12 protein-coding genes are annotated in these 13,668 nt (G+C 67.3%); 5 read left to right on the top strand and 7 right to left on the bottom strand.

All coding sequences use genetic code 11. The features are described 5' to 3' along the window. Positions 1–28: 28 nt before the first annotated feature. Genes A9X01_RS01970 through A9X01_RS01950 form a run of 5 tightly spaced genes read right to left on the bottom strand, consistent with a single transcriptional unit; the run spans position 29 to position 6,515 of the window. Complete coding sequence (locus tag A9X01_RS01970) at positions 29–1,330, bottom strand: LLM class flavin-dependent oxidoreductase (protein WP_065036714.1); 1,302 nt, start codon at positions 1,328–1,330, stop codon at positions 29–31. Positions 1,331–1,332: 2 nt separating this feature from the next. Beyond that, the gene (locus A9X01_RS01965) at positions 1,333–3,105 is read right to left on the bottom strand and encodes an FAD-binding protein (protein WP_065119049.1); all 1,773 of its coding nucleotides are present in this window, start codon (positions 3,103–3,105) and stop codon (positions 1,333–1,335) included. After that, entirely contained in the window at positions 3,102–4,022 is a 921-nt protein-coding gene (locus tag A9X01_RS01960; RefSeq protein WP_065119048.1) for a 3-carboxyethylcatechol 2,3-dioxygenase, read from the bottom strand. The genes A9X01_RS01965 and A9X01_RS01960 overlap by 4 nt, the downstream gene beginning before the upstream one ends. Beyond that, positions 3,970–5,652 (bottom strand): bifunctional 3-(3-hydroxy-phenyl)propionate/3-hydroxycinnamic acid hydroxylase, encoded by a 1,683-nt coding sequence (locus A9X01_RS01955; protein WP_065119047.1) that lies wholly within the window; start codon positions 5,650–5,652, stop codon positions 3,970–3,972. The genes A9X01_RS01960 and A9X01_RS01955 overlap by 53 nt, the downstream gene beginning before the upstream one ends. After that, positions 5,652–6,515 (bottom strand): alpha/beta fold hydrolase, encoded by an 864-nt coding sequence (locus A9X01_RS01950; protein WP_065119046.1) that lies wholly within the window; start codon positions 6,513–6,515, stop codon positions 5,652–5,654. Before A9X01_RS01950 ends, A9X01_RS01955 begins: the two co-directional genes overlap by 1 nt. Positions 6,516–6,630: 115 nt before the next feature. Between A9X01_RS01950 and A9X01_RS01945 the strand changes: the two genes are divergently transcribed. Next, complete coding sequence (locus tag A9X01_RS01945) at positions 6,631–7,296, top strand: IclR family transcriptional regulator (protein ID WP_155771875.1); 666 nt, start codon at positions 6,631–6,633, stop codon at positions 7,294–7,296. A 7-nt stretch (positions 7,297–7,303) separates the two neighbouring features. Beyond that, positions 7,304–8,923, top strand: coding sequence for an FAD-dependent oxidoreductase (locus A9X01_RS01940; RefSeq protein WP_065119044.1), 1,620 nt, complete (start codon positions 7,304–7,306; stop codon positions 8,921–8,923). On the opposite strand, the gene A9X01_RS01935 is transcribed toward A9X01_RS01940, so the two are convergent. After that, positions 8,913–10,130 (bottom strand): sensor histidine kinase, encoded by a 1,218-nt coding sequence (locus tag A9X01_RS01935; RefSeq protein WP_065119043.1) that lies wholly within the window; start codon positions 10,128–10,130, stop codon positions 8,913–8,915. The genes A9X01_RS01940 and A9X01_RS01935 overlap by 11 nt on opposite strands. A 59-nt stretch (positions 10,131–10,189) precedes the next feature. On the opposite strand from A9X01_RS01935, the gene A9X01_RS01930 reads away from it, so the two are divergent. After that, complete coding sequence (locus tag A9X01_RS01930; protein WP_065119042.1) at positions 10,190–10,843, top strand: response regulator; 654 nt, start codon at positions 10,190–10,192, stop codon at positions 10,841–10,843. Positions 10,844–10,850: 7 nt separating this feature from the next. Here the strand turns inward: A9X01_RS01930 and meaB are convergent, their stop codons facing one another. Continuing rightward, complete coding sequence (meaB, locus tag A9X01_RS01925; RefSeq protein WP_065119041.1) at positions 10,851–11,729, bottom strand: methylmalonyl Co-A mutase-associated GTPase MeaB; 879 nt, start codon at positions 11,727–11,729, stop codon at positions 10,851–10,853. 152 nt (positions 11,730–11,881) lie between these two features. On the opposite strand from meaB, the gene A9X01_RS01920 reads away from it, so the two are divergent. Together A9X01_RS01920 and A9X01_RS01915 are read left to right on the top strand one after the other, a co-directional pair. After that, complete coding sequence (locus A9X01_RS01920; RefSeq protein ID WP_065119040.1) at positions 11,882–12,754, top strand: proline iminopeptidase-family hydrolase; 873 nt, start codon at positions 11,882–11,884, stop codon at positions 12,752–12,754. Between the two features lie 86 nt (positions 12,755–12,840). Further along, positions 12,841–13,644 (top strand): transglutaminase-like domain-containing protein, encoded by an 804-nt coding sequence (locus tag A9X01_RS01915; protein ID WP_065119039.1) that lies wholly within the window; start codon positions 12,841–12,843, stop codon positions 13,642–13,644. The last annotated feature ends 24 nt before the right edge of the window (positions 13,645–13,668 follow it).

Below are 13,668 nucleotides of genomic sequence, written 5' to 3'. Positions count from 1 at the left end.
CCGCTCTCCCGCGCAAGCCGATCTTTCGTCACTTGCCCTGCTCCTTCAGCCGCTGCGCCGCCTGCACCCGGCCCTCGTTGATCTCGGCCATCGCCTCGGGAATCTCGCTGGCGGTGAACTTACCGCCCCGCCCGGTCGGCAACCCACCGAACGAGTAGTTCTCGTCGAACGGAGGCACCGTGGATTCGGGCCGGCGCGCCTCCACCTTTTCGATCACCGGCGCCAGCCGTGCAGCCTTGTCGGCAACCGCCTTCTCGTCCCGCTCGATGAACTCCGGCAGCACCTCTTTGCCCATCAACTCGATGGATTCCATGGTGCCCTCGTGACTGCGCGGGTTGAGCAGCAGAATGATCTCGTCCACACCGCTTTCCTCGTAACCGCGCAGGAATTCGCGCACGGTGGCCGGTGACCCGATCGCGCCCCGCCCGGGACCATAGGCCAGCGTCGGGTCCTTCTCGACCTCTTCGAGATAGCGTTCCCAGACGCCGGTGCGGCCCGGGGTGTGCACTCCGGTCATGTAGTAGTGCATGATTCCGAAGGAGAAGAACCCGCCGCCCTGGCCGAGGCGTTGCAGCGCAAGGTCGTCGGACTTGGCCACCATCATTGACAGGTCCCCGCCGATGGCCAGGATGTTCGGGTTGATAGCGGGCGTAACGGGGACGCCGTTCTCCTCGAATTCCTTGTAGTAGCCGTTCACTCGCTCGGTCAGCGGCCCGGGTCCGGTGTAGGCGAAACTCAGTGCACCAATCGCCTTTTGGGCCGCCATCTGCACGCTGGCCGGGCGGGTACAGGCCACCCAGACCGGGGGGTGCGGCTTCTGCAGCGGCTTGGGAATGACGTTGCGGGCCGGCATCTGGATGTGTTCGCCCTTGAACCCCGAGAACGGCTCCTCGATCATGCACCGGATGGAGACCTCGAGCGCTTCCTCCCACTGCGCACGCTTGTCGGCGGGATCGATGTTGAATCCGCCGAGTTCGCCGACGGAAGACGATTCGCCCGTGCCGAATTCGACGCGCCCGTTGGACAGCAGGTCCAGGGTGGCGATCCGCTCGGCCACCCGGGCCGGGTGATTGACCGCGGGGGGCAGATGCATGATGCCGAATCCCAGCCGAATGTTCTTGGTGCGCTGGCTGGCCGCGGCCAGAAAGATCTCCGGGGCGGTGGAATGGCAGTACTCCTCGAGGAAGTGGTGCTCGGTAAGCCACACGGTGGAAAAACCGGCCTTGTCCGCCGCCTCGACCTCGTCCAGGCAGTCCTGCAGCATCTGGCGCTCGTCATCGGGCACCCACGGGCGTGGCAGCGCAAACTCGTAGAACAGCGAAATCTTCATCGTTACCTCCTAGGAGTATTCGGGGTCTGGGTTGCGTCGAGCGCGGCGTCCTGTGCGGCAGCATGATTCGCCGCGTGATCCGCCGCGTGATTCGCCGCGACAAAGCCGAAGGTCATGGCCGGCCCGATGGTCGCGCCGGCACCGGCATAACTGCGGCCCATCACCGGCGCGGAGACATTGCCCACCGCATAGAGTCCGAGTATCACGGTGTCGTCGTCGCGCAGCACGCGGGCGAATTCGTCGGTACGCAGGCCACCGGAGGTGCCGAGGTCGCCCAGCACCACACGGAACGCGTAGTACGGTGGGCCGCCGAGCGGATACAGGTTGGGGTTGGGCAGCGTCGGATCGCCGTAGTAGTTGTCGTAAACGCTGTCCCCACGACAGAAGTCGTCGTCGTGGCCCTGGTGGGCGAGTTCGTTGAAGCGCGTGGCGGTCGCCCGGAGTTGTTGCGCCGGAACAGCTATCTTGGCGGCCAGCTCCTCCCACGTCGACGCGGCCTTGACGACGCCGGAGTCCAGCCAGGCCTTCGGGACCTTGCGTCCGGTGGGTACCGGGGCGCCGGGGATCTTGGGTATCGGCAGGTGGCCGCCGACGACATAGCGGTTGAACGATCGGTGGTCGGTGATGAGCCAGCACGGGATGTGCGTCACGCCGGTTTTCTGGCCTTCGATCATCGCGTGACCGAAGTCCATGTACGGTGCCGCCTCGTTGATGAACCGCTTCCCCTCGCCGTTGACGATGAACTGCGCGGGCATCATCCGCTCGTTGAGCATGAATTGCATTCGCCCGTCCGGCCATTGGATGGCCGGAAACCACCACGCCTCGTCGAGCAGGTCGGTGCCGGCACCCACCCGCTGACCGGCGCGGATACCGTCGCCGGTGGCGGCCGGGTTACCGAAGCTCCAATCCTGATCCACCACCGGTTGTTGCTCCTTGCGCCATGCCATGTCGTGGTCGAAGCCCCCGGAGGCCAGAATGACCCCGCGCCGGGCACCGATCCGCAGTCGCGTGCCGCCGCGGTCCACCAACACCCCGACCACCGATCCGTCAGCGTCTGTGAGCAATTCGGTCATCGGCGTGTTCAGCCACAGCGGCACGCCGACGTCTCGCATCGCCAGCCGGAGCCGGGCGGCCAGCGACTGCCCGATGGCGGCGATCCGCTCGCCGAACAACCTGGCCCGGGCCATGCGCGAGATCAGCCTCACCAGTACGGCCTTACCGGCCCAGGACTGCCGAATCCGGTAAAAGGACCGCAGTTCCATGGGGCCCAGCCAGATTCCCTTCGGCGCCAGCGCCAGCGGTTGCAGCAGCTTGTCCTCGTCGTCGCCGAGCCGGCGGAGGTCGATGGGCGGCACGTTGATGGTGCTGCCGAGCTCGGATCCGCCCGGCAACTCCGGGTAATAGTCGGCATAGCCCGGCTTCCAGACGAATTCGAGCCACGGGCTGAGGCCCTCCAGGAACTCCAGCATCCGCGGCGCCGACGCGACGTACTGCCGGAGTCGGGCATCGCTGACCAGTCCGTCGGTGATCCGCCGCAGGTACTGCACGACCGCTTCGGGGTCGGGCGAGTAGCCCGCCCTGCGCTGAGCGGGTGCGCCCGGCACCCAGATACCGCCGCCGGACAGCGCGGTGGAACCACCGAACTGCGGGGACTTCTCGATGACCAGCACGTCCAAGCCGGCGGCGGCCGCAGTGAGGGCCGCGGTCATGCCGCCGGCGCCGGATCCGGCGACCAGCACATCGACAATCCGGTCGAAGCCGGCTGTGGCGGTCATTCGGCGGGCACCGCCGTCCGGACGGCGAACCCGGCGATCAGCGCCGCCGCCTGCCGGTAGTAGCGCACTGTGGTCCGGTATGGGCCGGCCGTCGCCAGCGCCGCGAAAGCCGCTATCCAAGTCCGGATTTCGTGCGCGGAGCTGCCACCCTCGTGGGTGACGAAGGCATTCGACCAGTGGTCCAGATCGGCCAGGTGGCCGCTGTCGACGATATCCAGGAACCGCTGGTCCCAGGCCGGGTTGAGGGCCTGCAACGCGCCGGTGCCATCGGCGAACTCTCTGGCGGCCTCGATCACCTGCGCCTGCCGGGCCTGGCGCTGTTCGGTGGTCATCGGCCGGCCGTGCACGATGCGCTCGAGCGCGGCCGGGGCGGCGGTGGCCAGGGTGGGCACCGGGGGGCTGTGCGACAAGCCACCGGATCCGAGCACCAATACCCTGCGTTCGAGGGTGGCCAAGAAGTTGCCGACCGCGCTGCCCAGCGCGCGGCATCGATGCAGCGGCCCCAACGGTGCGGCGACGGCGTTGACGAAGATCGGTATCACCGGACGAGCGGTCGCCGCGCCCAGCAGCTTCTCCAAAGGCTGTACGGTGCCGTGATCGACGTCCATGCTGGCCGATACCGCGACGTCCACTCCGTCGGCAAGGACGGCCTTGGCGCAGGCTTCGGCGATGTCGTGGGCAACGTCGAGTGGGCCGGCATGGGTGCCGTAGTCACCGACCCCGTTGGCCTGCATGCCGATACAGAACGGCGGCATCACCTTGTAAAAGAATCCGTTGTAGTGGTCTGGGGCGAAAATGACGACGAGTTCCGGGTCGTACGCGGTGACGAATTCCCGCGCCTGCGCGATCGCGGCCTCGACGTCGTCAAGCAGATCCCGCGGCGGCCCCGGTAGATTCAGCAGCGGGCTGTGCGACATACAGCAAAGAGCCAGTGGCACTGTCGATTTCACCCCCTTCCGGGGTGAGAGTCAGGCCATCGATCAGTGCCGCGCTCAATTCGGGCGACCGCTGGGCGATACAGGCGCCGGCGATGCAGCGATCCGGGCGCAGGAACACCACCGATTCCTGGTGGGCGTCGAACCAGGCTTTGAGCCCCCCGCAGCGATCTCCGATGATGACCACATCGGGATCGTCCTGGCCGCTCCAGTGCAGCTGCGTCAGCGGTCGCAGCGCAAAGAAACGTGCGCCCAAGGCTTTCCACTGTGCGAACGCCTGCTCGCCGAGGATCTGGCGCGGATTGTTGTTCCAGCACATCACCGCGAACCAGGGTCCCAGCACGTCGTCAAGCAGGACGTTCTGCTGGGTCCGGGTATCAACCCGGGGCTGCACGAACAACGTCCCAGCCGGTGATTCCGGCCGATCATGCACAACGGCGCCGCGCTCGTAACGAGGCATCGGTTTGAACCGCATCTCCAGCACGTACCGCTTGAGCGACGGCACGATCGACGCGGATCGAATGAGCACATCACGCGCCCCGGCCACCCTGCGGTTGGTCGGAGAGATGACCCGGCCCACCATCGTCGACAGGTCGATCATGGCGCGGGCGTGTTTGCGCCGCTCGACATCATAGGTGTCCAGCAGCGCGTCACCGGCCCGGCCGCTGACCACCGCGGCGAGCTTCCAGCCCAGATTGGCGGCGTCCCGAATGCCGCTGTTGTAGCCCTGTCCCTGCCACACCGGCATCAGGTGGGCCGCGTCTCCCGCGAGCAGCATCCGGCCGGCACGGAAGGCGCCGGCGATCCGCGAGTGGTGGGTGTAGACCCGGCGCCGGATCACCTCGACGCGATCCGGGTGCGGCACCATCCGAGCCAGCATCCGCCTCAGGAAGGCCGGGTCCTCGGCCTGCTCATCTGTCTCGTGGGCGTGAATCATGAACTCGAAGCGGCGAATTCCGTGCGCAATCGATATGGACGCGTAGGGGCGCTCCGGGTCGGCACCCACCTCGCTGTTCGGGTGGCCCAGCGGATCGTCGGCGATGTCGACCACCAGCCACCGGGTCGGCGACGTGGTCCCGTCGAAGGAAACGCCCATCATGCCGCGGGTCATGCTGCGGCCGCCGTCGCAGCCCACCACATACCGCGCGCACACTGTGGCGGTGTCCTCGGCCCCGCCGAGCGTAACGGTCACCGTGTCGGCGTCCTGGGTGCAGGAGGCCATCGGACGGTTCCACCACACCTGCACGTGGTCGAATCTGTCCAGCCCGCGCAGCAATTCGGCGTCGACCAACGGCTGCACGAAGCCGTTGCGCTTGGGCCAGCCGAATCGCGCGTCGGGCGGCGCCATTTCGGCGAGCACCCGGCGCTTGGCGTCGTAAAAGCGCAGGATCTGATTTGGAACCGTGTGGGGCAGCACGTTGTCGACCAGTCCGATCGACTGGAAGGTGCGCAACGCCTCGTCATCCAGGCCGACCCCGCGCGGATAGTCGATGAGCGTCGAGCGCTCGTCCACCACGAGCGTCCGAATCCCCTGCAGACCAAGGATGTTGGCCAGCGTCAGGCCGACGGGGCCGGCGCCGACGACGACCACGTCGAAGCCCGGGCCGGCCATCAGCGCCCCAGCAGGAAGTCGAGGTGCAACCTGTTGAAGGTCTTGGCGTCTTCGTACTGGGGCCAGTGACCGCAACCGGGCATGAGCTCGAACCGGGCCCCGGGAATCATCGAAGCGATGCGGCGGCCCTCGGGCACATCGGCGGTGGGGTCGTCACTCGTCCACAGGACCAGGGTGGGCGCGGTGATCGCACCGTACTCCGCCGGGCCCAACAGGTTTCGGGCCCGGATCGCCGGATCCTGCAGCGCCATGATGTCGCGCATCGCCGCGACGAATCCGGGCTGGCGGTAGATGCGTTGCCGGCTGGCGACCAGGTCGTCGTAGTCCTTGGACTTGTCGGCCATCAACCATTTGATGCGTGCCTGCACGGTCTCCCAGGTCGGGTTCTCCGCGGCGGCCATCGATAACGTGATGATGCGTTTCATCACCACCGGGTCGGCCTGTGAGCCACCGGCGGTGTTCAGCACGAGCCGGTCAATAACGTCCGGATGGTCGACGGCGGCACGCGCGGCGACCCAGCCGCCGAGCGACTCGCCACTGAGTTTGATCCGGTCGGCCCCGATGCTGCGCACCACGGCCATCAGGTGCTCGACATAGTGCCGGATCTCCAGCGGGTGGCCGGGTTTGTCGGTGTACCCGTGCCCCAGCATGTCGATCGACCAAGTCCAGAAGTGCTCGGCGTGCGCGGCCAGGTTCCGCACATAGGCCTCGGCGTGACCACCGGATCCGTGCAGCAACACCAGCACCGGCTTGCCCGGTTCGCCGGCGCGCAGGTAGCGGGTCCGCACGCCGCCCGCGTTGAGGTAGCCCTGGGAAAACTCAACGCCCTGCAGGTCGCTCCAGACGCTCTCGAACTCCGTCACGGTTCCTTCTCGCCGGAAATCCGGTTCTCGTTTTGGGACATCACGTGTGCTAATATCGCACATTGATGTGCGTTATATATAGAGCTTGGCTCTCGCCCGAGGGTCTGTCAAGACCGTGACGGGTTCGCAGACGCTGGCCAGGGGACTCACCGCGCTGCAGTTGGTCGCGGCCTCCTCGACCGGGCTCACCATGCAGGAAGTCGCTGACCAGGTGGGCGTGCACCGCACCATTGCGTACCGGCTGCTGACGACGCTGGCCCAATTCCGCTTGGTATCCAAGGGTGAGGACGGCCGCTATCGGCCGGCCGCCGGGCTCGCCACGCTGGGCGCATCGTTCGACCGCAACGTGCGCCAACTCTGCCTGCCGACGCTGCGGGCGCTGACCGACGAGCTGGGCACCACCGTGTCGTTGCTGGTGGCCGAGGGCGAGGAACAGGTCGCGATCGCGGTGATCGTGCCGACTCAGGTCGCCTACCAACTCGCCTTCCACGAGGGCAGCCGCTACCCGCTGGATCGTGGTGCGGCCGGGATCGCGCTGCTGGCGAGCATGCCCCCGCGGCCGGCCGAGCGCGACCTGGTCACCGAAGCGCGCCAGCGCGGCTGGATCACCACACACGGTGAAATCGAACCGAACACCTATGGCCTCGCGGTGCCGGTGCATCGCCCGGCGCCCTCGCCGCCGACGTGCATCAACCTGATCTCGCATCGGGAAGACGTGGTGATGCGTGGCAAGGAGGCCGTCATCCGGGCCGCAGAGCGGTTGTCCGCGGTCTTGAGCTGAAAGGACCATGCCTTTGACCGACTGGGATCAGGAATACGACGTCGTGGTGCTCGGTAGCGGTGCCGCCGGCCTGACGGCCGCGCTCACCGCGGCGGCCACCGGCGCCACGGTCCAGGTGTACGAAAAGGCTGGAACGGTCGGCGGAACCACCGCCGTCTCCGGTGGCATCGCTTGGATCCCGGCCCACAACCGTTGTCCAGACCGGGCATTGACGGTTGAGGACGCCTTGCAGTATCTGCGCGCGCAGTCGTTCGGCTCGATGGACGACGCACTCGTGGACACCTTCGTGCGGACCGGCCCGTCGATGCTCGACTTCGTCGAGGACCACAGCGGCTTGCGGTTCGAAGTGGCCACCGGTTTCCCCGACTACCAGCCCGAGTTGCCAGGCGGGCAGCCAACCGGAGGTCGATCGCTGAGTGCGGCGCCGTTCGACCTCGGCCGGCTCGGTGAGTGGGCCACCCGCATCACCGCGTTCCCGGCCGACTGGTCCAACGTCGGATTCGACGCGGAAACCCGGGCCCGGCTGCACGCCGAGGTGGAGCGCGCCGGAGACCTCTGTGTCGCCGGCACGGCGCTGATCGCCGGCCTGCTGAAGGGTCTGCTGGACCTGGGGGTGACGCCCTGCACCAACTCGCGCGCCGCCGAAATCATCGTCGACTCCGAGGGTGTCGCGGGAGTCCGGATTGCCGGGCCCGAGGCGGGCATGAACGTCCGCGCGCGCCGCGGGGTCATCCTGGGCACCGGCGGATTCGAATGGGATCCCGTTCTGGTGCAAGCTTTTCTGCGTGGGCCCATGCACGGCGCCGTGTCGCCGCCCAACAACACCGGCGACGGGTTGCGCATGGCGATGGCGCTGGGTGCGGACCTGGCGAACATGGGCGAGGCGTGGTGGGTGCCGATCGTGCGGATCCCGAACGACACCATTGAGGGCAGGCAGCGCAGCCGCAGTGTGCGGCTGGAACGGACCCGTCCGCGCAGCATCATCGTCAATCAGGCCGGCCGGCGGTTCGTCAACGAGGCATGCGACTACAACTCGATGGCCGGCGCCTTCCACTATCTTGATCCGCGCGGCGGCTACGTCAACGACCGCGGCTGGATGGTGTTCGATGCAATTCATCTGCGCAACTACGGATTTCTCGGCACCGCGCCGGGTGAACCGGTGCCGGACTGGTTCTGCGAGTCGGCCGACCTCGCCGAGCTGGCCGTGAAGACGGGCATCGACGCGGCCGGCCTGGCCCGCACCGTCGCGCAGTGGAACCGCAATGTCGCCGCGGGCGCCGATCCCGAGTTCGGTCGCGGCTCCAGTGCCTATGACGGCTACTGGGGCGACGACCGCGCGACCACCCTGGCCGGAAAGACGTTGGGACCCATCGACACCGCCCCCTACTACGCGGTGCCGGTCCACATCGGCGCAATGGGCACCAAGGGCGGCCCGCGGACCGACCGCGACGGCCGGGTGCTGCATGTCAACGGTCAACCCATCGCCGGGCTGTTCGCCGCGGGCAACGCGATGGCCGGGGCCACCGGCCGCGCATACGGCGGCGCCGGCGGAACCATCGGCCCGGCAATGGTATTCGGATACCGGGCCGGCTACGCGGCGGCCACCGGCGAGTCCGTCAAACCCTGACCGGCAACTGCACGCGCACGTGTGTGCCGGCCGGGGTGGGGAGGAAGAGGAAGGTGCCGCCGGCGGCGTCGACGCGGGCGCGGTGCGAGGCGAGTCCGATGTGCCCCTCGCCCAGCCGTCGCGCCATCGTGTCGTCGTTGACCCCCACACCATCGTCTGCCACGTCCAGCACACAACTCGCACCGTTGATCCGCAGGCTGACCGATGCGTGTTCGGCACGGGCGTGACGCACCACATTGGACAACAACTCGCGGACCACGCCGAACACGATCGGATCGATGTCATCGCGGATCGGATAGTCGATGTCGGTGATGATTTCGATGCTCGAGCGGGCGGCGGTGAAACCGGCCAACTGCTGCACCGCGGCACCCAGCCCGACCTGCTCGAGAACCGCAGGATGCAGCTCGAAAGTGGCCTGGCGCAACCGTTCCGAGGCGCTCTGCAACCCCGCCAGCGCGCGGTTCACCCGCTCGTCGTCGGGGTCGTCGCTCTGCAATTCGATCAGCTCCTGGCGGGCGACCAGCACGTCTTGCAGGGCTCCGTCATGTATGGATTCGGAGATCCGGCGCTGCAACTCCTCCGATGCCGTCATCGTCTGCGCCAGCAACTCCTCGCGCAACGCGCTCAACCCGGCGATGGACCGTGCGTGCCGCTCCTCGATGCGCACCACCACCAGCGCGGTGCCGCACAAAAACGCATACAACGCGAACCGGAAGACGGCCTCGGGCCAGCCGATCGTGCGGACCATCACCGGGTCCTGGACGACCGCGAGCGCAAAACCGACCAGGGTGAAGGCCAGCACCACCGCGGCCCGCTTCGTGGAGACGTCAAGGCCGACCAGCACCGGCAGCAGCGTCATGATCAGCAGGGGATAAATGCCGTCGGTGGACAGCAATTGGTATCCCGTCAGCGCCACCACGTCGATCGCGGTGAAGGCGAACGGCTCCAGCCGGCGCATCTCGTCCAGTGAGCCCATGCCGATCCGTCGGCGCGACGGGCCGTATGCCAGCACCAACGAACAGACCGCGGTGAACGCGTAGGCGCCGATCAAAATGCTTTGCTGCGCCCATTCGGATTGCCGAGTGCCGATGAGCATGGCCGCGATCATGAGTCCCGCGACGCCGATCCGGAGTACCGAGGCTATTCGGTAGGACCGTAGCTGGTGCACCCGGCGCACCCGGTCCAGTTCGACGTCACTGGTCGCCACGGAACCACCGTACTCATCGGATCCGGTGAGCCTTTGCCGGCAGCCGCTACACTTTCGCCATGGTCGGCGCGGGGACGCCTGAGAAAGTGCGGGTGGTGGTCGGCGATGATCACCCGCTGTTTCGCGAGGGTGTCGTGCGCGCGCTTTCGCTGAGCGGTTCGGTGAACGTCGTCGGCGAGGCGGATGACGGCTCGGCCGCCCTCGAGTTGATCAAGGAGCATTTGCCGGACGTCGCCCTGCTGGACTACCGCATGCCGAAGATGGACGGCGCGCAGGTGGCGGCGGCGGTGCGTAGCAACGATTTACCGACCCGGGTATTGCTGATTTCCGCGCACGACGAGTCGGCGATCGTGTACCAGGCTCTGCAGCAGGGCGCCGCCGGATTCCTGTTGAAGGATTCGACTCGCACCGAGATCGTCAAAGCGGTACTCGATTGCGCCGAGGGCCGTGACGTGGTGGCGCCCGCACTGGTCGGCGGTCTGGCCGGCGAGATCCGCCAGCGCGCCGCACCCAGCGCTCCGGTGCTCAGCGCGCGCGAACGCGAGGTGCTCAACCGTATCGCGCAGGGCCAGAGCATTCCGGCGATCGCCGGCGAGCTCTATGTGGCACCCTCCACGGTCAAGACCCATGTGCAGCGTCTCTACGAGAAGCTCGGCGTCAGTGACCGCGCCGCCGCTGTCGCCGAAGCGATGCGCCAGGGCCTGCTCAATTAGTTGCCGCTCAGTCTTGTTGCGGCGCAGGCGATAACAACCGGGCGGCCGCCGTATAGGGGTCGTCGCGTCCGTCCACCACCGCCTCGGCGAGCCGGTCGAGGTCTGTCCGGTTGCGCAGCAAAGTCTGGGCCAGCGACAGGATCTGTGCTCGCGCCCGGGCCAACCGGCGGGCGCGGCTGTCGGCGCGATGATGGGCGTCGATCGCGGCCACCAGCTCCGGCACGCCGTCGCCGCGGGCGGCGACGAGACTCACGATCGGGGCGGCCGTTTCCGCCCGCAGATCCCGCACCGTCTGCTCGGCGCCGTCGCGGTCGGCCTTGTTGACCACGACGACGTCGGCGACTTCGAGCAGGCCCGCCTTCGCGGCCTGCACCGCGTCGCCCGCCCCGGGATTGAGGATTACGACCGTCGGATCGGCGACGGCCGCGATCTCGATTTCGGACTGGCCCACCCCGACGGTTTCCAGCAGGACCACGTGGTATCCGATGGCACCGACCAACCGGATGGCTGCCGGCACGGCCGCCGCCAGGCCGCCGAGATGTCCGCGGCTGGCCACCGAGCGGATCAGGACGTCAGAGTCGTTGATGTGCGCGGTCATTCGGATGCGATCGCCCAGCAATGCTCCCCCGCTGAACGGTGACGAGGGGTCCACGGCCAATACGGCCACCCGCCGGCCCTGCTCCCGGTACGCGCCGACCAGCGCGGCGATCGTCGTCGACTTGCCGGCTCCCGGCGGACCGGTGATACCGATGACCCGCACATCGGTGGACGGTCCGATAACGGCCAGCACCTCGTCGCGACGGTCGCTCTCGACCAGGCTCAGCAACCGGCCCGCGGCCCGCGGCGAGCCGCTGCGCGCTCGGGAAATCAGCTCGGAGACGTCCATCGGTGACGCTAGGCGGCGGCGACCTCGACGACCGTCGAGGTGTCCTCACCTAGGATGACGTCGTCGGGCACGGGCTATCTCCAGTTCAGCAAGCCAAGAAACGAGAACACTATTCTCTCATCGCGAGAGTCTGAGTTGCAAGGAAGTGTCGGGTGAGCACGATAGAGGTGCCCGGCGGCACGGTCTGGTTCAGGCGGGTGGGCCCGACGAGCCCGGGAACGCCGGGGTTGCCGCTGCTCGTGGTGCACGGCGGGCCGGGGCTGCCGCACTACTACCTCAGTTCCCTCGAGCGCCTGGCCGACGAGCGGCCCGTCGTGTTCTGGGATCAGTTGGGCTGCGGCAATTCCGACCGACCAGCCGACCGCTCCTTATGGACGATGGAGCGTTCGGTGGCCGAGATGGACGCCGTCATCCGGGCCCTGGGGTTGGACGCTTTCCACATCTTCGGCAACTCGTGGGGCGGCATGCTGGCCCAGCAGTACGTACTCGACATGCCCTCCGGTGCGGTCAGCCTGACCATCTCCAACAGCACCGCCTCGATACCCCGGTTCGCCGAGCACGTGACGCGGCTGAAGTCGCAGTTGGACGCGGCGACGCAGGACGCGATCGACCGTCACGAGGCGGCCGGTACTACAGGCGCCGCGGAATACCAGGACGCGATCATGACCTGGAACGAGACGTTCCTGTGCCGCGCACGCCCCTGGCCCGACGATCTCTATCGGGCATTCCAGAACATGGGAACCGAGATCTTCGAAACGATGTTCGGCCCCAGCGACTTTCATATCGTCGGGACCATCCGGGACTGGGATGTGCGCGATCGGCTGCGTGAGATCGCGCTGCCCACTTTGTTGCTTGCGGGCCGGTTCGACGAATGTTCCCCGGACGATATGCGGGAGATGCACGAAACCATCGACGGCTCGCGGTTCGAGTTGTTCGAGCACAGCGCCCACCTGCCGTTCATCGAAGAGCCGCAGAAATTCGACACGGTGATGCGGGAATTTCTTCGCTGGCACGACGTTGGTTGACCAGCCACGAGATGCGGGTATAGACGCAGCGTGATTGGCTGCACACGATGAAGCTACGACGAATTCGGAACAAAGGGGGCGCGTCGATGAAGCGTGAGGTCGGGGCGAGCCTGGGGGTCAACGTGACCGATCCGACGTCGCTGGAGTTTCAGATCGCCGCCGCAACCCTGCCGGGGCTGGAAGTGAGCGAGTCATTGACTGCCACTTTGGACGGCACGCCGATCTCGTTAAAGGAGATCAGCGGGCAGCACGGCACCCGGATTCACACCGCGGACGTCGGGGGTGGTGAACTGCGGGTCAACTACGAGGCCACCGTCGTGGGCACGGCGGACCCGCTACCGGTCGACGACATCGACATCTCGACGTATCTGCGCCCCAGCCGGTACGCCGAATCGGACAAGTTCTTCGGCTTCGCCGCCACCGAGTTCGGCCAGTACACCAACTCGGTGACCCTACTGGAGAAGGTGTCGTCCTGGGTGGGGACGCGGCTGAAATACGTTCCGGGGTCCAGTGATCCGATCGATGGGGCCACGGACACGCTGCTGGCCGGCGCCGGCGTGTGCCGCGACTACGCGCACCTGGTGGTCGCGCTGCTGCGAGCGGTCAATGTTCCCGCCCGGTTGGTCGCGGTGTATGCACCCGGTTGTCAGCCGATGGATTTCCATGCGGTGGCCGAAGCGCTGGTTGACGGACACTGGCGGGTGGTGGATGCGACCTGTTTGGCGCCGCGACAGACGATGGTGCGGATCGCCACCGGGCGGGACGCCGCCGACACCGCCTTTCTCGACAACCACGGCGGCGCGATCGAGCTCACCGAAGCCGTGATCACCGCGGTCAGCAGTGACGACCTGCCCCGCGATTCCGTCGCGGATCTGGTGTCGCTGGGCTAGATCTGCTCACGAGCCGAACCACAC

This window comes from Mycobacterium asiaticum, assembly GCF_001668675.1.
In the GTDB taxonomy this organism is placed as follows: domain Bacteria; phylum Actinomycetota; class Actinomycetes; order Mycobacteriales; family Mycobacteriaceae; genus Mycobacterium; species Mycobacterium asiaticum_D.
The sequence above is the reverse complement of the archived record's forward strand: the minus strand, read 5'-3'. Positions and strand labels throughout refer to the sequence as shown.

What these genes read in the sequence shown, in the direction of transcription:
- A9X01_RS01940 (WP_065119044.1), top strand. Translation starts at nt 7,304, where the DNA reads ATGCCTTTGACCGACTGGGATCAGGAATACGACGTCGTGGTGCTCGGT.
- A9X01_RS01930 (WP_065119042.1), top strand. Translation starts at nt 10,190, where the DNA reads ATGGTCGGCGCGGGGACGCCTGAGAAAGTGCGGGTGGTGGTCGGCGAT.
- A9X01_RS01960 (WP_065119048.1), bottom strand. Translation starts at nt 4,022, where the DNA reads ATGTCGCACAGCCCGCTGCTGAATCTACCGGGGCCGCCGCGGGATCTG.
- A9X01_RS01965 (WP_065119049.1), bottom strand. Translation starts at nt 3,105, where the DNA reads ATGACCGCCACAGCCGGCTTCGACCGGATTGTCGATGTGCTGGTCGCC.
- A9X01_RS01955 (WP_065119047.1), bottom strand. Translation starts at nt 5,652, where the DNA reads ATGGCCGGCCCGGGCTTCGACGTGGTCGTCGTCGGCGCCGGCCCCGTC.
- meaB (WP_065119041.1), bottom strand. Translation starts at nt 11,729, where the DNA reads ATGGACGTCTCCGAGCTGATTTCCCGAGCGCGCAGCGGCTCGCCGCGG.
- A9X01_RS01915 (WP_065119039.1), top strand. Translation starts at nt 12,841, where the DNA reads ATGAAGCGTGAGGTCGGGGCGAGCCTGGGGGTCAACGTGACCGATCCG.
- A9X01_RS01970 (WP_065036714.1), bottom strand. Translation starts at nt 1,330, where the DNA reads ATGAAGATTTCGCTGTTCTACGAGTTTGCGCTGCCACGCCCGTGGGTG.